The sequence below is a fragment of the Nonomuraea sp. NPDC003214 genome (assembly GCF_053590035.1).
The window spans coordinates 1,019,578-1,038,332 of the sequence record NZ_JBSFSX010000001.1 but is presented as its reverse complement, the minus strand read 5'-3'; the positions used below and the strand labels follow the sequence as shown (position 1 = coordinate 1,038,332).

Annotated in this window: 18 protein-coding genes; 9 read left to right on the top strand and 9 right to left on the bottom strand. The window is 72.8% G+C overall.

Features of this window, described 5'->3' with window-relative positions; translation table 11 throughout:
* Window positions 1-17 precede the first annotated feature (17 nt).
* Window positions 18-884: a tRNA pseudouridine(38-40) synthase TruA gene (truA, locus tag ACWDXC_RS04785; protein ID WP_449978092.1), complete on the top strand. Its 867-nt coding sequence runs from the start codon at window positions 18-20 to the stop codon at window positions 882-884.
* On the opposite strand, the gene ACWDXC_RS04780 is transcribed toward truA, so the two are convergent.
* The 3 genes from ACWDXC_RS04780 to ACWDXC_RS04770 form a co-directional block, all read right to left on the bottom strand.
* On the bottom strand, window positions 871-3,546 hold the full coding sequence (locus ACWDXC_RS04780) for a hypothetical protein (protein ID WP_449978089.1): 2,676 nt from the start codon (window positions 3,544-3,546) through the stop codon (window positions 871-873). The genes truA and ACWDXC_RS04780 overlap by 14 nt on opposite strands.
* 613 nt (window positions 3,547-4,159) lie before the next feature.
* Window positions 4,160-5,314, bottom strand: a complete 1,155-nt coding sequence (locus tag ACWDXC_RS04775) for a hypothetical protein (protein WP_449978086.1) — start codon at window positions 5,312-5,314, stop codon at window positions 4,160-4,162.
* A 23-nt stretch (window positions 5,315-5,337) separates the two neighbouring features.
* Window positions 5,338-6,093 carry a CAP domain-containing protein gene (locus tag ACWDXC_RS04770; protein WP_449978083.1) on the bottom strand — a complete coding sequence of 252 codons (756 nt, stop codon included), beginning with the start codon at window positions 6,091-6,093 and terminating at the stop codon, window positions 5,338-5,340.
* A gap of 311 nt (window positions 6,094-6,404) precedes the next feature.
* Between ACWDXC_RS04770 and rplM the strand changes: the two genes are divergently transcribed.
* The 3 genes from rplM to glmM are packed head-to-tail and all read left to right on the top strand — an operon-like array spanning window position 6,405 to window position 8,770.
* On the top strand, window positions 6,405-6,848 hold the full coding sequence (gene rplM / locus ACWDXC_RS04765; RefSeq protein ID WP_106236123.1) for a 50S ribosomal protein L13: 444 nt from the start codon (window positions 6,405-6,407) through the stop codon (window positions 6,846-6,848).
* Window positions 6,849-6,876: 28 nt separating this feature from the next.
* Window positions 6,877-7,401 (top strand): 30S ribosomal protein S9, encoded by a 525-nt coding sequence (gene rpsI / locus ACWDXC_RS04760; RefSeq protein ID WP_219500457.1) that lies wholly within the window; start codon window positions 6,877-6,879, stop codon window positions 7,399-7,401.
* A gap of 1 nt (window position 7,402) precedes the next feature.
* Window positions 7,403-8,770, top strand: coding sequence for a phosphoglucosamine mutase (gene glmM / locus ACWDXC_RS04755; protein WP_449978079.1), 1,368 nt, complete (start codon window positions 7,403-7,405; stop codon window positions 8,768-8,770).
* 39 nt (window positions 8,771-8,809) lie between these two features.
* Here glmM and ACWDXC_RS04750 read toward each other — a convergent pair whose 3' ends face one another.
* The 5 genes from ACWDXC_RS04750 to ACWDXC_RS04730 are packed head-to-tail and all read right to left on the bottom strand — an operon-like array spanning window position 8,810 to window position 13,159.
* On the bottom strand, window positions 8,810-9,526 hold the full coding sequence (locus ACWDXC_RS04750) for an ABC transporter permease subunit (RefSeq protein ID WP_449978077.1): 717 nt from the start codon (window positions 9,524-9,526) through the stop codon (window positions 8,810-8,812).
* Window positions 9,526-10,440 carry an ABC transporter ATP-binding protein gene (locus ACWDXC_RS04745; protein ID WP_364173746.1) on the bottom strand — a complete coding sequence of 305 codons (915 nt, stop codon included), beginning with the start codon at window positions 10,438-10,440 and terminating at the stop codon, window positions 9,526-9,528. The genes ACWDXC_RS04750 and ACWDXC_RS04745 overlap by 1 nt, the downstream gene beginning before the upstream one ends.
* Window positions 10,437-11,291 (bottom strand): ABC transporter permease, encoded by an 855-nt coding sequence (locus ACWDXC_RS04740; protein WP_449978074.1) that lies wholly within the window; start codon window positions 11,289-11,291, stop codon window positions 10,437-10,439. Before ACWDXC_RS04740 ends, ACWDXC_RS04745 begins: the two co-directional genes overlap by 4 nt.
* Window positions 11,284-12,192 carry an ABC transporter ATP-binding protein gene (locus tag ACWDXC_RS04735; protein ID WP_219500467.1) on the bottom strand — a complete coding sequence of 303 codons (909 nt, stop codon included), beginning with the start codon at window positions 12,190-12,192 and terminating at the stop codon, window positions 11,284-11,286. The genes ACWDXC_RS04740 and ACWDXC_RS04735 overlap by 8 nt, the downstream gene beginning before the upstream one ends.
* 10 nt (window positions 12,193-12,202) lie before the next feature.
* Window positions 12,203-13,159, bottom strand: a complete 957-nt coding sequence (locus ACWDXC_RS04730) for a DUF389 domain-containing protein (RefSeq protein WP_449978071.1) — start codon at window positions 13,157-13,159, stop codon at window positions 12,203-12,205.
* A 62-nt stretch (window positions 13,160-13,221) separates the two neighbouring features.
* Between ACWDXC_RS04730 and ACWDXC_RS04725 the strand changes: the two genes are divergently transcribed.
* Complete coding sequence (locus ACWDXC_RS04725; RefSeq protein ID WP_281426775.1) at window positions 13,222-13,356, top strand: hypothetical protein; 135 nt, start codon at window positions 13,222-13,224, stop codon at window positions 13,354-13,356.
* On the opposite strand, the gene coaA is transcribed toward ACWDXC_RS04725, so the two are convergent.
* Complete coding sequence (coaA, locus tag ACWDXC_RS04720) at window positions 13,328-14,245, bottom strand: type I pantothenate kinase (RefSeq protein WP_364173740.1); 918 nt, start codon at window positions 14,243-14,245, stop codon at window positions 13,328-13,330. The two genes, ACWDXC_RS04725 and coaA, sit on opposite strands and share 29 nt — an antisense overlap.
* Window positions 14,246-14,373: 128 nt before the next feature.
* On the opposite strand from coaA, the gene ACWDXC_RS04715 reads away from it, so the two are divergent.
* Genes ACWDXC_RS04715 through alr form a run of 4 tightly spaced genes read left to right on the top strand, consistent with a single transcriptional unit; the run spans window position 14,374 to window position 18,750 of the window.
* Complete coding sequence (locus ACWDXC_RS04715; RefSeq protein WP_449978066.1) at window positions 14,374-15,777, top strand: PhoX family protein; 1,404 nt, start codon at window positions 14,374-14,376, stop codon at window positions 15,775-15,777.
* Between the two features lie 13 nt (window positions 15,778-15,790).
* Window positions 15,791-16,141 carry a holo-ACP synthase gene (locus tag ACWDXC_RS04710; RefSeq protein ID WP_219500474.1) on the top strand — a complete coding sequence of 117 codons (351 nt, stop codon included), beginning with the start codon at window positions 15,791-15,793 and terminating at the stop codon, window positions 16,139-16,141.
* Between the two features lie 4 nt (window positions 16,142-16,145).
* Window positions 16,146-17,612 carry an NAD(P)H-hydrate dehydratase gene (locus ACWDXC_RS04705; RefSeq protein ID WP_449978063.1) on the top strand — a complete coding sequence of 489 codons (1,467 nt, stop codon included), beginning with the start codon at window positions 16,146-16,148 and terminating at the stop codon, window positions 17,610-17,612.
* Between the two features lie 4 nt (window positions 17,613-17,616).
* The gene (gene alr / locus ACWDXC_RS04700) at window positions 17,617-18,750 is read left to right on the top strand and encodes an alanine racemase (protein WP_449978061.1); all 1,134 of its coding nucleotides are present in this window, start codon (window positions 17,617-17,619) and stop codon (window positions 18,748-18,750) included.
* The last annotated feature ends 5 nt before the right edge of the window (window positions 18,751-18,755 follow it).

The following is an 18,755-nucleotide window of genomic DNA, read 5'->3' as shown; positions in this document are numbered from 1 at the left end:
TTACCGGGAGGAAGATCGTGGTACGGCTCCGGCTCGACCTCGGCTATGACGGGGGCGGCTTTTCCGGGTGGGCCCGCCAGCCCGGGCTCCGTACGGTCCAGGGGGAGATCGAGCGGGCGCTGGGGCGGATCCTGCGGCTGCCCGAGCCGCCCGACCTGACCGTGGCCGGCCGCACGGACGCGGGCGTGCACGCCCGGGGGCAGGTGGCGCACGTCGATGTGCCGGACGAGGCGCTGGCGGAGCTCGACGGCAACAGCCCGGCGCCGCTCGGCGTGGACGAGAGGCTCGCTGCGCTGGTGCGGAGGTTCGGGGGAGTGCTGGACCCCGATGTACGGATATTTCGCGTCTGCGTGGCTCCTGAGGGCTTTGACGCCCGGTTCTCCGCCGTCTCCCGGCGCTACGCGTACCGGATCAGCGACGCCGTCGGCGGCGTGGACCCGCTGCTGCGGCACGCGGTCGTCTGGCACAACCGGCCCCTCGACCTCGACGCGCTCAACGCCGCCGCCGCCCGGCTCCTCGGCGAGCACGACTTCGCCGCCTTCTGCAAGAAGCGCGAAGGCGCCACCACGATCCGAGAACTCCAGCGGCTCGACTGGATCCGCGAGGACAACGGCGTGCTCGTCGCCACCGTCGTCGCCGACGCGTTCTGCCACTCGATGGTGCGGGCGCTCGTCGGCTCACTGCTGGCCGTCGGCGACGGACGCCGGCCGGTGCCGTGGCCAGGCGAAGTGCTCGCCCAGGCCGTACGCGACTCCGGCGTCCACGTGGCGCCCGCGCGCGGCCTCTGCCTCGAAGAGGTGACCTACCCGCCCGCGGCCGAACTCGCCGCGCGAGCCGCCGCCACCCGGCGCGTCCGCACGCTGCCGGGCGTCAGTTCTGGTTGATCCGCCGCTCCAGAACCTCCGCCGTCTCGTCCCGGAACGCGCTGCTGACCTTGATGAGCGTCTTCTCCTTGGCCTCCGGCGTGTGGCCGTCGGCGTGGGTGGCGTAACTGAAGACGATGTAGCGGCCCCACACCAGACCCGCCGCGTAGCCGCCCGCGATGTGCACCCGGTCGCCGCCCGAGCCCGCCGCGCCGGGCAGCGCGCGGAACCAGACATTACGGCTCAGGTTCTTCGCCCGGTCGGCCTTGAGCGCCGCGTCCTTGCTGGGCAGCACCGCGATGCCGGTCGTCACCGCGTAGCGGCGCTTGGAGTCGACGTACGTGGCGCGTAGCACGCGGCTGCACTTGTGCTCGCGCAACGCCTCCGCGAACGGGCCCGCCGCCGCCTCGTCACATTTGGCCGCCAGGTCGGACTTCACCCGGGTGAACGAGGCGCCCGCGGCCGAGACCTTCTTCTCCGGGAACGCCTCCGCCAGCGACAGCTTCTTCGGGTCGGTGATCTCCGAGTTGAGGATCGACGCGCCGGCCGGCTCCTGCGGCGTGCTCGCGGGCGGGGCCGACGTCGGCGTCGGCGGCTGGACCGACGGCTGCGAGGCCGCCTCCGGCGTGGGAGAGCTCACCGACCGGACGGCGAAGAACCCGCCCGTCGCCACCCCGGCCAGCACCAGCACCCCCAGCGTCGCGAACAGCGCCCGCTTGCTCTTGCCCGGCTGCTTGACCGGTGGCATCGGCGCGAACGGCGGCTGCCGGAACGCCTCCGGAGCCAGCGCCGGCAGGCTGTTGCCCGGGCCCTGGTGACGGTTGCCCCACACCTCGGGGCTGAACGGCAGCTCGGGGCCCTTGGCCGCCGGGTCCTCGTTCGGCGGCCAGACGGGCACGTCGCCGGGCTCGGGCTGGCGCTGGGTGCTCGGGTCGAACAGCGGGGCCGGCGGTTGCTTGACCCCCGGCATCGGCACCGGCACCCCACCGGCCTTCCGGCCTGCGGGGGGAGGGGCGGTGTCCCCTGTGGTGAACGGTTGGGGGGCGACCTGTCCGTGGCCGCTCTGGTCGTGCCCGGGGTGGTCGTGACCGTTCTGGTCGTGCCTGGTCTGGTGCTGCCCGCTCTGGTCGTGGTCGTTGCCGGGCTGGTCGTGCATGGGCCGGTCGTGCGCGCCCTGGTCGTGTGCCTGCTGGGGGGAGGCGGCGGCGGGGCGAGCCGGTTCGGTGGGTTGACCGGCGGCAGGCTGAACGGGCCCGGAGGGCTGGCCGTGGGTCGGCGGCTGGCCGTGGGCGTCGGGGTGACCGGACGGGACGGCCTCCCCGCGACCGTCCGGCTGACCGTGCGGGGCCGGGGCGTGCGGGGGCTGAGCATGCGGAGCCGGAGCGTGCGGGGTTTGCCCGTGCGGGGCCGGAGCGTGCGGGGTTTGCCCGTGCGGGGCCGGAGCGTGCGGGGTTTGCCCGTGCGGGGCCGGAGCGTGGGCTGTGGGTTGCCCTGGGGCGCCCGGGTGGGCGGGCCCGTTGGGGTGGTCCGGCGTGGTGGCCGGTGGGTGCTCGGCGGCGGACTGGGGGGCGGGCGCCGCAGGTGGCTGGTGGGCTCCGGTGGCGGGCTCGGGCGCGGGGTGGGCGCGGTCGTCCGGGTGGTGCTGGGCCGGGCCGGTCGGCTCGGCGGCGTACCCGGAGGGCTGCTGCGCCTGGCCGGGAGCGGCCGGGTGGGGGACGTCGTCGGCCTCGGCCTCCAGCTCGCCGGTGGCGGCGGGCCAGGGCGGCATGGCGACCGGGTCGGCAACCGGAGCGGGCCACACCTGCATGCCCGCTGCGGCGGCGGTGAACGCGGGCGGCGGCTCCCACTGCGGTCCGCCCGGCGCCGCCGCATCGGCGGTCCACCCCTGAGCGGCGGCCGCATCGGCGGTCCACCCCTGAGCGGCGGCCGCCTCGGCGGTCCACCCCTGGGCGGCGGCCGCCTCGGCGTTCTCCGGGTCGGCGAACCAGTCGTACGGCGCGGCGTCCCCGTCGTTCACCTCCCACGGCTGGGCACCGGGGAACGCGGGCAGCGCCGACATCCCGCCGCCCTGCCCGTCCGCAGGGGGATGCCACTGCCCGGCAGCACCGGGGGCCTCGTCGGCTGCCCTCCTGTGCGGTTCGTCCTCGTACGTGTGCCCGGCCTGCGGGTTGCCCGGCTGGTTGCCGTACGCGGGTCCCGGGTGCGGTTCGTTCTCGTACGCAGGTCCCGGTGGGGGTGGGCTCGGCTGGTTGCCGTACGCGGGGCCTGATGGGGACTGGTTCTCGTACGTGGGGCCCGGTTGCGGGGAGTGTGCCTGGTCGGGGCTGTGCCACTGGTTGACGGGCTGGGCGGGAGGCCAGGCGGTGCCGGGGCGGGTGGCGCCGTCGTCCTGGGGGGTGGCCCAGGGAGCGGCGGGGGTGGCCTCGGTCGTCGGGGGCCAGGGCATGGCGGAGGGCGCGTCGCCCTGGGCGGGCCAGGGGCGCGTGGGCGGGGCTTCGGCGTGTGGGGGTTCGCCGTGTGGGGGTTCGGCGTGGGACGGCCACGGCGGGGTGGGCGGGGCGTCGCCGGCCGGGGTCGGCCACGGGGGCGGGACCTGGGGCTGGGGCGGCGTCCAGGGAACGGCGGCGTGCGGGGGGAGGCCGGCGGGCGGCCAGGCCATGGCGGGGCGGGTGTCGCCCTCCACCGGCGGGGTGTCGGCGACGGAGAGCCACGCTTCGGCCGGGGGCGTGTCGCCGGGCGCCGGCCAGCCGTCCCGGGCGTGCGGCTCGCCTTCGACCGACAGCCAGCCCTCCGCCTCCTCGGCGGTCGGCTCAGGGTAGACGGCCGGTGGCTGCTGCTCACCGCCGTGCTCGCCGGACCTCGCGTACGGGGACGCCGCGTTCTCGCCGGAGCCCGAGGCCGTCCTCGCGTAGGGAGATGCCGCATGCTCACCGGAGCCCGAGACCGAGCCCGCGTACGGGGACGCCGCATGCTCGCCGGAGCCCGAGGCCGTACCCGCGTACGGGGATGCCGGGGGCTCGCCCGAGCCCGGGCCGTGGTCCTGGGGCGGGGGTGCGTAGGGGGCGGCGCGGTGGCCGCTTGGCGGTTCGCCCGGCGGCGGTTGATGGCCGAAGCTAGGCGGTGGCGTCGATGGTGCGGTCGCGGAGTCGGCTTCGCCACGCTCGTGCTCAGACCCGGGTCCCTGGCCACGCATAAGGGCGAGCCTAGCGAGAGTCGCTAGATCGTTCCCTAGGTATGAGCGTTCCCGGTCGGATCGATCGTCCTGTTTGCGGGGTTAACCGACCGGATGGTCGATATCAGGTTGCGCGCATCCCGGTCAGCGCCCGCCTGTCGAGGGCCTGGAAGACCGTTTGCTTGGTGATGTCCTCGGCCGCCTGGAAGAGCTGCTTCGACAGCTTCTTGTCGGGCTTGACGCCGTCCTTGCTCTGGAACCACACCAGCACCGCGTAGTGGCCGTGCGCCCAGACCTTGGCGCCGCCGCTGCCCGAGCCGAGGAACTTGGTGATCTCGTCCTTGCCGGCGAGCGGCTTGACGTAGTCGGCGGTGCCGCCGGCCTTGGCCACCTTGGCGGCGCTCTTGGAGGTGTTGAGGTTGGCGACGCCGACGGTGCCGATCACCTTGCCGGACTTGTCACGGAAGCTGGCCCGCATCATCTGGGTGCACTTGCCGCTCTTGAGGGCCTTGGCCATCTTGTCGCCGAGCACGCCGTCGGCGCACTTCTTGTCCTTGCTGGTGACCGTCATCTGGTAGGCGCGGCCGGAGACGGTGAACTTCTTGGCCCGGAAGAGCTCCTTGACCGTGAGCGGATCGGGGTCCGTACTGCGGCTGGCGGCGTAGCCGAACTCGCCGGGCGGGGCCGACGGGAGCGGGGCGGAGGTGCGCTGCTCGGAGTTGGCGGCGGTGGTGGCCGGGTCGTCGGCGTTGAACATGATCGCCAGGCCGCCGCCGAACAGGCCGAGCACGGCGACGCCGGCGACGACCGCCCAGAGCGGGCCGCGCGAGCGGTTCTCCTCGTCGTAGGGGCTCCAGGTCTGCCGGGGGCGCTTGCCTTCGGAGCGGCTGGAGCCGGACCTGCGGCCGCGCTTGGGCTCGTCCTGAGGCGCGTCGGCGTCGGGGTCCCCGTCCGGGGAGGGGGCGCCGTCCAGGTTGAAAGCACCGCCGGGGCTGGGACCGCCGCCCGGGTTGAAAGCGCCGCCCGGGTTGGGGCCGCCACCCGAGTTGGGGGCACCGCCCGCGTTGGGGCCGCCGCCCGGGGTGGGGGCGCCGCTGGAGTAAGGGGGGCCGCCCACGCCGCCGAGGCCGCCCTGGTTGGGGGCGCCGCCGGGGGGAGGGGGGCCGGCCGGGGTGAAGGCGCCGGCGAAGGAACCGGGGTCGGCGTCGGCCTTGCGGTCCCTGCGGGAGCGGCGGGGGGTGCTGTCCGTGCCGGATTCACGTTCGTCGGGAAAACCCATGCGGAGACATTACCGTGCGAAGGTCACGAGCGTCCGAAGTCCTGGGTCCACCAGATGCCCTCGGGGCTGGAGACCACGCCGACGCCGATGGCCTTGAAGTCGCAACTGAGGATGTTGCGCCGGTGGTCGGGGCTGTCGAGCCAGCCGCTCACGGCCTCCTCGGCGGAGGAGTAGCCGCGGCCGATGTTCTCGGCGGCGCCCGCGGGGTAGCCGGCGCGCTCCATGCGGTCCCAGGGCGAGGACCCGTCGGGCGATTCATGCGTGAACTGGCCGGAGCGGGCCATCTCGTACGAGTGCTCCCGGGCGGCCCTGGTCAGCCGGGCGTCGGTGCGCAGCGGGCCGCAGCCCTGCCGGGCGCGGGCGGTGTTGGTGAGGCGGACGACCTCGGAGGCCATGCCCGGCACGCTCTGTACGGGCTCGCTGTCGCGCAGGACCTGGACCGGCTCGTCGGCGGTGTAGCCGGGCACCTGGTCGGTGGGGCTGGGCGTGGGCCTGACCTGCCGGTGGCGGGCGCGGGGCGCGGCGGCGGTGGTGGTCTGGCGGGGCACGGCCTCGGCCATCGGCTGGGCGGCCCGCTTCTGCGCCGGGGCGGCGGCCTTGGGGGTGGGGGCCGGGGTGGCCTCGTTGAGGTAGATGTGGCCGGTCGGCACGGGATCGCCCGACATGCGGCCGAGCAGCACTCCGGTGAACAGCGCGGCCATGAGGCAGGCCAGCAGACCCAGATGGTTCCGGCGCCGTGCGCTCCGCTGGGTGTGCCGGGTGTGAGAACTCTGCCACATACCGCCACCAACGATAGGGATGTCTCGTCCTGGTGAAGAAGGGATCTCAGGGAACTGAAATAGAACCGTTCTGTGATCAGGTAGACTCGGCCAGGGTTACCGGTCTTTTGACCTGCCGCCGTTCGGGCGGGTAACCTAATCGTTCGTTGTGTGCATAGGTCCAGCGTGACCAATGCGCGGCGCGTCCGGCGTCATCTCCCATCTGTGCGGAGACGGAAGGTCCGGGCCGTCGTGTGCCCGCACCGACCGACCCCAAGCGCTGCCGCATCCGGCAGCGCGCCGAAGACGCGAGCATAAAGAAGGCTACGACCGTGCGCACGTACTCACCGAAGCCCGCCGACGTCCAGCGTCAGTGGTACGTCATCGACGCGACCGATGTCGTGCTGGGCCGGCTGGCCAGCCACGTCGCGACCCTGCTCCGCGGCAAGCACAAGCCGATCTTCGCCAACCACGTCGACACCGGTGACTTCGTCATCGTCATCAACGCGGACAAGATCGCGCTCAGCGGCAACAAGCGTGAGCAGAAGAAGGCCTACCGCCACTCGGGTTACCCGGGCGGTCTGCGTTCCGTCAGCTATGGCGAGCTCATGGACAAGCGCCCGGACAAGGCCGTGGAGAAGGCCGTGAAGGGCATGCTGCCGAAGAACTCCCTCGGCCGGAAGATGGCCAAGAAGCTGAAGGTCTACGCGGGTTCCGAGCACCCGCACCAGGCCCAGCAGCCGGTGCCGTTCGAGATCACCCAGATCGCCCAGTAGTAGTTCGCGAAAGAGTTAGAGGAGAACCGTGGCTGAGCCCACCGGTGTCGAGACGGCCGTCGAGACGGCCGAGGTCGAGGACTACTCCGGCGAGGAGTTCCCGTCCGAGTACACCACCGAATCCACCGCCAGCGCTGACGCTCCCGTGCGCAAGCCCGTCACCACGGGCAACTCGTACGGCACCGGCCGCCGTAAGGAGGCGATCGCCCGCGTGCGCATCGTCCCCGGCACCGGCAAGTGGACGATCAACGGTCGTTCGCTGGACGTCTACTTCCCGAACAAGGTCCACCAGCAGATCGTCAACGAGCCCTTCGTGGTGCTCGGCGCCGAAGAGGCGTTCGACGTCATCGCGCGCATCGACGGCGGCGGCGTGACCGGTCAGGCCGGCGCGCTGCGCATGGGTCTGTCCCGCGCCCTGGCGATCCTGGACGTCGAGGTCAACCGCCCGCCGCTGAAGAAGGCCGGCTTCCTCACCCGTGACGCCCGCGCCACGGAGCGGAAGAAGTACGGCCTCAAGAAGGCCCGCAAGGCTCCGCAGTACAGCAAGCGCTAAGTTGGCGCGGCTTTTCGGCACCGACGGGGTACGTGGGGTCGCGGGACGCGACCTCACGGCCGAGCTCGCCATGGACCTTTCGGTCGCGGCGGCTCATGTCCTCGGCGATGCAGGCGTGTTCGCCGCCACCGGCTCCAGCGGCTCAGGCCGCAAGCAGCGGCCGGTGGCGGTCGTAGGCCGGGACCCGCGTGCCTCGGGAGAATTTCTCGAGGCCGCCGTGGTCGCCGGCCTCGCGTCGTCTGGAGTGGATGTGCTGCGCCTCGGCGTGCTACCCACCCCGGCCGTCGCCCACCTCACCGCCGCGCTCGGCGCCGACCTCGGCGTCATGCTGTCGGCGTCGCACAACGCGGCGCCCGACAACGGCATCAAGTTCCTGGCGCGGGGCGGCTTCAAGCTGTCCGACGCGGTCGAGGACGAGATCGAGCGGCGGCTCGGCGAGGACTGGAGCCGTCCCGTCGGCGCGGCCGTCGGCCGGGTCCGCGACGCCTACGGTGAGGCCGACCGCTACATCATGCACGTCCTCGACACGGTGTCGGGGCGGCTGGACGGGCTGGACATCGTGGTCGACTGCGCCCACGGCGCGGCCCACATGGTGGCCCCGGAGGCGCTGCTGCGCGCGGGCGCCCGCGTCGAGGCGATCGGCGCCAGGCCCGACGGCCTCAACATCAACAACGGCTACGGCTCCACCCACCTGGACAAGCTCCAGCAGGTGGTGGTCTCGCGCGGCGCCGACCTGGGCATCGCCTACGACGGCGACGCCGACCGCTGCCTGGCGGTCGACCACACCGGCGCGATCGTCGACGGCGACCAGATCATGGCCATCCTCGCCGCCGACATGCACGCCGCCGGCACGCTCGCCAAGGACACGGTGGTCGCGACCGTCATGTCCAACCTGGGCTTCAAGCTGGCGATGCGCGAGGCGGGCATCACGGTGGTGGAGACGGCCGTCGGCGACCGTTACGTGCTGGAACGCATGAAGAGCGAAGGCTACAACCTGGGCGGCGAGCAGTCGGGCCACGTCATCATGCTCGACCACGCCACCACGGGCGACGGCCTGCTCACCTCGCTCCACCTGCTGTCGGTGGTGGCCCGTTCGGGGAGCACGCTGCGCGACCTGGCGTCCGTCATGACGGCGCTGCCGCAGATCCTGATCAACGTCAAGGACGTCGACCGGGGCAAGGCGTCGGCCGGCGAGCTCACCTCCGCGGTCGCCGAGGCCGAGGCGGAGCTGGGCGAGACGGGCCGGGTGCTGATCCGGCCCAGCGGCACCGAGCCGATGATCCGCGTGATGGTCGAGGCGGCCTCCGAGGAGCAGGCGACCAAGGTCGCCGAACGCCTCGCCGACGTCGTCCGTGTGGCCTGCGCCTGACGATTTCTCCGGGTACGGGATCCCGTACCCGGAGATCGGTCACTCGTCGCCCGTGAGGGCGAAGCCGCGCAGGCGGTGGCCCGCCCAGAGGACCGCGCCGACGGTGACGACGACCAGGGCCGGGACGGCGAAGCCGAACGTGACCCGGGTGGTGAGGAACGGCGAGTCGGAGAGCTGGTCGGCGACGGTCAGGGCCCATCGCTGGATCGAGAACTGCTGCGCGCCGGGGACGAAGCCGCCGACGAGGCTCTCCCAGACGAGGGCGTAGGTGATGCCGATCGTGACCGCGTGGCGGGTGACGATGCCCAGGAGCAGGAAGACGGCGGCGTAGGCGATGCCGGCGACCAGGGCGCCGAGGGCGAAGCCGGGGGCGAGGCCGTCCTCGTTGCCGACCAGGAGCCAGACGGCGAGGTAGGTGGGCACGGCGGCGAACAGCGCCAGGAGCGAGGCCGCCACCAGGAACTTCGTCCGGGTGATGGCCGGGCGGGAGATCGGCTTGGACAGCAGGTGGATGATGGTGCCGTCGTCGATCTCGGGGGCGATGACGCCGGTGCCGGCGATGAGGCCGAGCAGCGGCAGCATGGTGCCGATGGCGAACTTCTCCATCAGCAGCACGGCCGAGCGCTGGTCGTCGCTGCCGATGACGCGGAGCAGCACGGCCAGGCCGATGAGGGCGAGCGGCAGGAGGAGCAGCAGGATGATGCGCCGCCTGCCGAGCAATGCCCGGTAGGTGATGCCTGCGACCACGGTGTTCATCAGGTGCTCCTGGTGATCAGGTAGGAGAAGACGCTCTCCAGGTCCTCGTCGGCGGGTGACACCTGCTGGAGGTGGACGCCTTCGGCGCGGGCCACGCGGGGGAGCAGGCGGGCGAAGCGCCGCAGCTCGGTGGCCTGCACCTCCAGCCCGTCGGGGCCGAGCGTGACGCCGCCGGTGGAGTCGTCGAGGAGGAGGGCCGCGGCCAGCCTGCGGTCGTCGCTGGAGCGGATCTTGAACAGGTGGGGCCGGTCGGTCATCAGGCGCCGGATCTCGCGGAAGTTGCCGGAGGCGGCGTGCCTGCCGGCGACCACGACCTCGATCTGCTGGGCGACCCGCTCGACCTCTTCGAGGATGTGCGAGCTGAACAGGATCGTCTTGCCGGCGGCGCCCATCGCGCGGATCAGGTCCATCAGGTGCATGCGCTGGCGCGGGTCCATGCCGTTGAAGGGCTCGTCCAGCAGGAGCACGTCCGGGTCGTGGACGAGCGCGGCGGCGACCTTGACGCGCTGGCGCATGCCCTTGGAGTAGGTCTCGACGCGGCGGTCCTTGGGGGCCTCCATCTCGACGGTGGCCAGGGCCTTGCGGGCGGCTTCGGCGGGGTCGGGCAGGCCGTGGAGCTTGGCGGCGGACAGGACGAACTGCCAGCCGGTGAGGAAGCCGTAGACGCCCTCCCGTTCCGGCACTAACCCGATATTTCGATAAATATGGTGGTTCTTCCAGACGTTCTGGCCGTCCAGCGTGACCGTGCCGCCGGAGGGCGCCAGGAAGCCGGCCATCATGTGCAGCAGCGTCGACTTGCCGGCGCCGTTGGGCCCGAGCAGCCCGGTCACCCCTGGCCCGATCGTCATCGTGACGTCGTTGACCGCGACGACATTGCCGTACCAGCGCGACACCTGCGCGAGCTCGATCTTCATCGCGAGGCGGCCTTCCGGTAGCGGGCGGCCAGGACCGCCAGGGCGAGGCCGATGAGCGCCACCACGATGACGGCCGGCATCGGGCCGCCGGGGTAGGCGCCGTCGGCGTTGGGCGGGGTGTCGAACAGCCACACCTGCACCGCGTCGACCAGCCAGAACGGGTTCATCAGCCAGGCCCACGAGGCGGCCGAATGGTAGCCCGACATGTCCAGCGCGGTGTAGACGAGCGGGACCGAGGCGAAGGACAGCAGGTAGACGGCGATGACCGAGGCGACGCCGAGCCCGCGCCGGGGCGTCAGCGAGGCCAGCGCCAGGCCGAATGTGGCCAGCAGCAGCGCCAGCACCAGGGCCATCGACAGGGCGCCGAGGAACTCCTTGGTCTGCGGCGGCCCGTCGAGGTCGATGACCAGCTCGCCCGCGTACATGAGGATCAGCGGCGCCGCGAGCATGAGGAACAGCGCCCCGGTCATGGCCGCGACCTTGGCCCCCACGTACGCGGAGACCGTGATCGGGCGTGACAGATAGAGCGGCAGCACCCGGTGGCGCAGGTCGGGGGCGACGGCGGTGGGCGCCTGCGAGGCCAGGAAGATCGCCGCGATCGGCTGCATGATGACGGCGTAGCCACTGTAGGTCATGGCGCGCTCGCCGAGCATCGCCATGACGGCGACGGACACGACGGCGGGCAGCAGCATGATGGTGGCCAGCGAGAACGGCATGATCTTGCTGCGCGCGGTGCGGCCGAGGCCGTAGATGCCGCGCAGGCTGTGGACGGCCAGCGCCCGCGTGGCGTGGCCGCCGCCGAGGCGGGGGCCGTCGTAGTGGCGATAGCCGATGTCGTAGATCTCAGACATGGGCCGCCTCCTCCCGGAAGACGTCCTCGATGCGGTGGCGGCCCTGCTCCAGCCGGATGAGGCACAGGTCGAGGTCGACGGCGGCGTCGCGGATCGCGTCGTAGGTGCCGGGGCCGGACACCTCGACGAGCAGCAGGCGGCCGTGCGGGCTGACCTTCTGGCCTAGCTCGGTCAGGCGGGCGGCCAGCGGCTCGGTGCCCTCGTCGACCTCGACCGTGACGGTCCGGGTCGCCTGGGTGAACTCGGTGATCGCCGAGGAGCGCAGCAGCCGCCCGGCGTCGATGACGATCACGTGGTCGCAGATCCGCTCAAGCTCGCCGAGCAGGTGTGAGGTGACCAGCACGCTGATGCCGAACTCGGTGCCGATGCGCCTGATCAGCGCCAGCATCTCGTCGCGGCCGCGCGGGTCGAGGCCGTTGGTCGGCTCGTCCAGGAAGATCAGCTTGGGGTCGTGGACGAGCGCCTGGGCCAGCTTGACCCGCTGCTTCATGCCGGTCGAGTAGCCGCCGATCGGGCGGTAGCGCTCCTCGGCCAGGCCCACGTGGCGCAGCACGTCGGCGGCCCGCTCGCGGGCGGCCGTGCGCGGCAGGCCGGACATGCGCGCCATGTGCACCACGAACTCGGTGGCCGACACGTCGGGCGGCAGGCACTCGTGCTCGGGCATGTAACCCACGAGCCTGCGGATGTCGGCGCCCCGGGTGGACACGTCGAGGTCGAGCACCCGGGCGGTCCCCGAGGAGGCGGGCAGCAGGCCGAGCAGGATCTTGATGAGCGTCGACTTGCCCGCGCCGTTCGCCCCGACGAGGCCGGTGACGCCGGTTCCGACGGTGACCGTGAGCTGGTCGAGCGCCGTGACGGTGGGGAAGCGTTTGGTCAGCCCCTCGGTGGCGAGGATGTGCATGCCCGGGACACTACCCGCCCAGGTGCTCGTGGGGCCTCGTCCCCGGGGATGAACGGCGTCCTACCTGAGGCCAGAATTTCCGCTGGACCCACAGGGTGGCGGTGCCCGCGATGACCATGCCGAGCACGTTCAGCGCGAGCTGCGAGACCGACCCGGCGACCGCCCGCCACTCGCCGAGGGCGAGCGCCACCGCCATGTATCCGGCGGCGGGCACGGTGGTGACCGAGATGAACACGCCGATCAGCGCCGACGACTTGCCCGCCGTGACCGACAGCACCCCGGCGGCCCCGGCCAGCACGGCCACGATGAACGACCAGCGGTCGGGCGTGACGATGAAGCCGACCTCGACGTTCGTCCGCAGGCTCTCCGGGCCGATCCAGCCGAGCCGGTACGAGACGAGCGCGCAGGCGAACGTGAGCCCGATCGCGAACGCGAACCCGGCGACCAGCGTCCGGAACGCCCCGATGATCAGGTGCAGCCGGCCGCCCAGCAGCCCGAAGCAGATCGCGGCCACCGCGCCGAACTCCGGCCCGAGCACCATCGCGCCGACGATGAGGATGACCGAGTCCTGCAGCACGGCGATGCCCGCGAGCTGCGTGGCGATGCCGAGGAAGGCCAGGTACGCCCAGGTGATGCGGGAGTCGGCGTGCACCTTCTGGGCCAGGTCCTCCCACACCACCGCGTCGTCGGGGTCGCCCGGGGCCTCCTCGACGGCTTCCTCGGCGGCCCTGGACAGGGCCATGTCGAGCTGTTCGGCCGCGATCGAGCCCTCGTCCTTGAGCCATTCGAGCCGGCCGATGACCTCGTTGGCCGACTCGCGCGCGAGGTCGCACAGCACCAGGTCGCCGGGCGGCCGGTGGGCGGCGCCCGGCAGGACCGCGACGTTGGTGACGCCGGCGCAGTCGTCGAGCACCTCCAGCACCTCGCCGGTGCGGTCGGCCGGGCTGATCAGACGCAGATGGAGCACCCGGCCATTGTCGTCCATCCGACGTTGACGTTCCGTTGAACGTGATCAGGCAGGCTGACTTCATGCGGATGTTGACATGTCATGACCACGGCGAGGAGTGCTGGTTCGCGGACATCGACGACCTGGGCTGTTCGGGGCGGTTCGCGAGTTACCTGTTCGACGAGGTGTTCAGGTCCGGCGAAGCCGTACCCGCCTGACGGAGTGGTCGGCGCCCTTGTGCAGGACGAGGTCGGCGCGGCCGCGGGTGGGGGCGATGTTCTCCACGAGGTTGCGTTCGTTGATGTCGCGCCAGACGTTGACCGCGAATTCGGTGGCCTCTTCGTAGGACAGCTCGGCGATGTGCCGGAAGTAGGACTTGGGGTCCTCGAACGCGGTGCGGCGCAGCTTGTGGAACCGGTCGACGTACCAGGTGCGGATGTCCTCGACCTTGGCGTCCACGTAGATGGAGAAGTCGAAGTAGTCGTTGACGGCGAGTGAGGTGGGCGGGGCGGGCTGGAGGACGTTGAGCCCCTCGATGATCAGGATGTCGGGGTTCTTCACGGTCTGGCGGGCGCCGGGGACGATGTCGTACTCCAGGTGGCTGTAGACCGGGGCGTTCACCTCGGCCGCGCCCGCCTTGACCTCGGCCACGAACCGCACCAGCGCCCTGCGGTCGTAGCTCTCGGGGAAGCCCTTGCGGTGCATGATGCCCTTGGACTCCAGCACCGCGTTGGGGTAGAGGAAGCTGTCGGTGGTGACCAGCTCCACGTGGGGGTGTTCGGGCCAGCGGGCGAGCAGCGTGTGCAGCAGTCGCGCCGTCGTCGACTTGCCGACCGCGACGCTGCCCGCGATGCCGAGGATGTACGGCATCCGCCCGCCCGGTCGCCCGAGGAACGCGCTCAGCACGCTGCTGCGCTGCTGCGAACCGGTGAAGTGCAGGTTCAGCAGCCGGGTCAGCGGCAGGTAGATGTCGGTGACCTCGGCGAGGTCGATGGGGTCGTCGACGCCTCGCAGCTCTTCGAGCTCGTCCGCCGTGAGAGTCAAGGGCGTGTTCTTGCGGAGCTCGCTCCACTGCTCCCTGCTCAGTTCAACGTAACCGTTGTTCACCCTGGCAGCGTAGCGATGGTGTCAGAATGCGGTTCCGGCCGGGGTATCCACAGCCTGTGGACAAAATCGGGGGATTACCGATACTCAGTTCGGGGAATGATGAGGGTTTTCGCATGGACCGAGTTCGCATGGACCGACGCGGCTTCCTGACCCGGGCCGTTCTGGCCGCCGGGCCGTTCGCCGGCGTGGCCTGCGCGGGGCAGCGCGGCGGCGCCGCCCCCGCGCCCGGTTACGGGCGGCTCGTCCCCGTCGCCGACCAGCGCGACGGCGAGGTGCGGCTGCACCTGCCCGAGGGGTTCCGCTACCGCTCGTTCAACGCGGCCGGGGAGAAGTTCTCCGACGGCAGCACGGTGCCCGGCAGGCACGACGGGATGGCCGCGTTCCCCGGGCCGCGCGGCAGCGCGATCCTGGTGCGCAACCACGAGGTCAACGGCCCTGTCGGCGCGTTCGGCGACGAGCGGCTCGCGTACGACCCGATGGCGGGCGGCGGCACGGCGACGCTGCGGGTCAGCCGCTACGGCGAGGTGGCCGAGAGCAGGCCGTCGCTGACCGGCACGATGATGAACTGCTCGGGCGGCCCGATGCCCTGGGGCGCCTGGGTGAGCTGCGAGGAGACCGTCAACGGGCCCGATGTGGGCGACGACTTCACCGGCGGCGACAACTCCCGGCTGATCGAGAAGCACGGCTATCTCTTCGAGGTGCCGCTCAAGGGCGTCTCGCGGGCCAGGCCGATCAGGGCCGCCGGGCGGTTCGCGCACGAGTCGGCGGCCTTCGACCCGGCCACCGGCACGCTCTACCTGACCGAGGACAACTTCGGCTTCCCGTCCGGCTTCTACCGCTACGTGCCGCCCCGGCATCCGATGCGCGAGGGGCGGCTGCTCGACGGCGGCAAGCTCCAGATGCTCGCCGTCGCCGACCGGCCGCGCGCCGACCTGTCCACCGGGCAGGAGCCCGGCGCGGCCTTCGCCACCACCTGGGTGGACATCGACGACCCCGACCCCGCGTTCACCGGCAGGCCGTCCAACGACGTCGCCGTGCAGGCGGTCGGCAGGCAGGGCCGGGCGGCGGGCGCGGCGATCTTCTCCAGGCTCGAAGGCGCGGTCTTCCACCAGGGCACCGTCTACTTCGTCTCCACCCAGGGCGGCGACCCCGCGCCCGGCGAGACGCCGCCCGACGGCTTCGGCCGGGGCCGCGGCCAGGTGTGGGCGTACGAGACGTGGAGCGGCCGGCTCCGGCTCGTCTACCAGTCGCCCCGCGCGGCCGCCCTCGACCTGCCGGACAACGTGACCGTCAGCAGGCGCGGCACGCTGGTCCTGTGCGAGGACGGCGACGGCGACAACTACCTGCGCGGCCTCACCAGAGCCGGGAAGATCTTCGACTTCTGCCGCCTGGCCCCCATCCCGGGCGACGCTGGCGCGGAGTTCGCCGGCTCCGCCTTCGGCCCCGGCGGCCACACCCTGTACGTGAACGTCCAGTCCAAACGGGGGCGCTCGTTCGCCATCTGGGGTCCCTGGCAGCGCGGCGACTTCTAGATAGCCTGGGCCCATGATCCTGGGCATCGGGGTCGACGTCGTCGACATCGCGCGTTTCGAGGCCACGCTCAAGCGCACCCCCGCGCTGCGCGAACGGCTGTTCACCGAGGTCGAGCAGCCGCTCGCCGTCCACTCGCTGGCGGCCAGGTTCGCCGCCAAGGAGGCCGTGGCCAAGGCGCTGGGCGCGCCCCCCGGGCTCGGCCACCGGGAGGCCGAGGTGCGCTGCGACCCCCACGGCAAGCCCGAGCTGTACGTCAGCGGCAAGGTGGCCGAGGTCGCCTACGGCCTCGGCGTCAAGCGCTGGCACGTCTCGCTCAGCCACGACGGCGGCATCGCCATCGCCTACGTGATCGCCGAAGGATGACGTGATGATCACCGCCTACACCGCCGACCAGATCAGAGCCGCCGAACAGGAGCTCATGGCCCGCCTGCCCGGCGGCACGCTCATGCTCCGCGCCGCAACCGGCCTCGCCGCCGCGTGCGCGGGCCTGCTCGGCGGCGTGTACGGCAGCCGCGTCGCGCTGCTCGTGGGCAGCGGCGACAACGGCGGCGACGCCCTGTACGCCGGGGCGGCGCTCGCCAGGCGCGGGGCCGCGGTCGAGGCGGTGCTCGCCGGATCGCGCACCCACGAGGCCGGGCTGTCGGCCTTCCGCGACGCGGGCGGGCGGATCGGCGACGCCGCCGCGCTGGACCGGGCCGACCTGGTCGTCGACGGCCTGGTCGGCATCGGGGCCACCGGCGCGCTCCGGGAGCCGTACGCCGCGCTCGCGGAGCGGGCGGGGGCGGGCCCCGGGCTGGTCGTGGCCGTCGACGTGCCCAGCGGCGTGGACGCGAGCAGCGGGCGGGTGGCGGGCGCCGCCGTGCGCGCGCACCTGACCGTGACGATGGGCGCGTACAAGACGGGGTTGCTCGTCGATCCCGGGGCCGGGCACGCCGGGCGGGTCGAGCTGGTCGACATCGGGCTCGGCCCCTGCCTGCCGGAGCCGGACGTGACGGCGCTGACCCGCGACGACGTGCGCGGGCTGCTGCCGAGGCCGGGCGCGGAGTCCGACAAGTACCGCAGGGGCGTCGTCGGCGTCGCGGCCGGCAGCGACCTCTACACGGGCGCGGCGGTGCTCGCCGTCGGCGGGGCGCTGCGGGCGGGCGCGGGCATGGTCCGCTACGCCGGTCCCGCCGGGCCCGCGGACCAGGTGCGGGCCCGCTGGCCGGAGGCGGTCATCACCGAGCTGGCCGAGCCGTCGATCGACCGCGTCGGGCGGGTGCAGGCGTGGGTGCTCGGGCCGGGGCTCGGCACCGGCGGCTGGGCCCGCGAGCTGGCCACCCGGGTGCTCGCCTCGGACGTGCCGGTCCTGGTCGACGCCGACGGCCTGACCCTCGTGGCCAAGGAGCCGGGTCTGCTGCGCCGTGCCGCGCCCGTGCTCGTCACCCCGCACGCCGGCGAGCTGGCGCGCCTGACCGGGGCCGCGCGGGAAGAGATCGAGGCCGACCGGCTGACGCACGCCCGCCGGGCCGCCGCCGAGCTGGGCGTGACCGTGCTGCTGAAGGGCTCCACCACGGTGGTGGCCGAGCCGGGCGGCGCCGCCCGCGTCAACACGACGGGCACCCCCTGGCTGGCCACCGGAGGCACCGGCGACGTCCTGTCCGGCATCGCCGGGGCGCTGCTCGCCCAGGGATTGAGCAGCGCCGACGCCGGAGCGTGCGGCGCCTGCCTGCACGGGCTCGCCGGACGCCGGGCCGCGGGCGGCGCGCCGCTGACCGCCGCCGACGTGGCGGACGCGGTGCCGTCGGCCATCAGGGAAATCGCGCTCGACCATCGGGACGAGCTGCCAAACTAGAGGTATGGACTCCCGGACGGCGACCCCCGCGCAGGCGCGCGTCGACCTCGCCGCGATCAGGCATAACGTGGCCCTGCTCAAGGACCGCGCCTCAGGCGCGGAGCTCATGGGGGCCGTCAAGGCCGACGCCTACGGGCACGGCCTGGTGCCCGCGTCGCGGGCCGCGCTGGAGGGCGGCGCGAGCCGGCTCGGCACCGCGTTCGTCAGGGAGGCGCTCGCGCTGCGCGAGGGCGGCGTCACCGCCCCCGTGCTGGCCTGGCTCCTCACCCCCGGCGAGCCCCTGGACGAGGCGCTGCGGGCCGACGTCGAGCTGTCGGCCGCGAGCGAGGAGCTGCTCGACGAGATCGCCGCCGCCGCCCGCCGCACCGGCGTCACCGCCCGCGTCCACCTGGAGGCCGACACCGGCATGAGCCGCGGCGGCGCCCCGCTCGCCGCCTGGCCCGCCCTGGTGGCCAGGGCGGTCGCGCTGCAGGCCGAGGGCGCCGTCGAGGTCACCGGGCTGTGGTCGCACTTCGCCTGCTCCGACATCCCGGGCCACTCCTCGATCGAGGCGCAGATCGACGCGTTCGAGACGGCGCTGAAGCTGGCCGAGCAGGCCGGGGCCGGCGGCTCCCACGTGATCAGGCACCTGGCCAACTCCGCCGCCATCCTGACCCTGCCCCGGACCCACTACGACCTGGTCAGGCCCGGCATCGCCATGTACGGGCTGAGCCCGATCCCCGAGGCGGGCGACTTCGGGCTCACCCCGGCGATGACGCTGACGGCCCGCATCGCCCTCGCCAAACGCGTCCCTGAGGACTCCGGAGTGTCCTACGGACACCTTTACATCACGGATCGCGAGACGACGCTTGGCCTGGTGCCGCTCGGGTACGCCGACGGAATCCTGCGGCACGCGACGGGGCGGGCCGAGGTGCTGGCGGGAGGCCGTCGCAGGCTGGTGGCCGGACGGGTGTGCATGGACCAGTTCATGATCGACGTGGGTGACGACCCGCTGGCCGCGGGCGACGAGGTCATCCTGTTCGGGCCGGGCGGTCAGGGCGAGCCGACCGCCCAGGAGTGGGCCGATACCCTCGGCACGATCACTCATGAGATCGTGACGAGGATCGGCGCTCGGGTGCCGAGGGTGTACGAAGGCTGAGGGAC

Bases quoted from the DNA above. Each gene is read 5' to 3' on its own strand.
- ACWDXC_RS04775 (WP_449978086.1), bottom strand. From the start codon at position 5,314: ATGGGTTTTCCCGACGAACGTGAATCCGGCACGGACAGCACCCCCCGC.
- ACWDXC_RS04770 (WP_449978083.1), bottom strand. From the start codon at position 6,093: ATGTGGCAGAGTTCTCACACCCGGCACACCCAGCGGAGCGCACGGCGC.
- ACWDXC_RS04750 (WP_449978077.1), bottom strand. From the start codon at position 9,526: ATGAACACCGTGGTCGCAGGCATCACCTACCGGGCATTGCTCGGCAGG.
- ACWDXC_RS04745 (WP_364173746.1), bottom strand. From the start codon at position 10,440: ATGAAGATCGAGCTCGCGCAGGTGTCGCGCTGGTACGGCAATGTCGTC.
- ACWDXC_RS04740 (WP_449978074.1), bottom strand. From the start codon at position 11,291: ATGTCTGAGATCTACGACATCGGCTATCGCCACTACGACGGCCCCCGC.
- ACWDXC_RS04735 (WP_219500467.1), bottom strand. From the start codon at position 12,192: ATGCACATCCTCGCCACCGAGGGGCTGACCAAACGCTTCCCCACCGTC.
- ACWDXC_RS04725 (WP_281426775.1), top strand. From the start codon at position 13,222: ATGCGGATGTTGACATGTCATGACCACGGCGAGGAGTGCTGGTTCGCG.
- ACWDXC_RS04715 (WP_449978066.1), top strand. From the start codon at position 14,374: ATGGACCGACGCGGCTTCCTGACCCGGGCCGTTCTGGCCGCCGGGCCG.
- ACWDXC_RS04710 (WP_219500474.1), top strand. From the start codon at position 15,791: ATGATCCTGGGCATCGGGGTCGACGTCGTCGACATCGCGCGTTTCGAG.
- ACWDXC_RS04705 (WP_449978063.1), top strand. From the start codon at position 16,146: ATGATCACCGCCTACACCGCCGACCAGATCAGAGCCGCCGAACAGGAG.
- alr (WP_449978061.1), top strand. From the start codon at position 17,617: ATGGACTCCCGGACGGCGACCCCCGCGCAGGCGCGCGTCGACCTCGCC.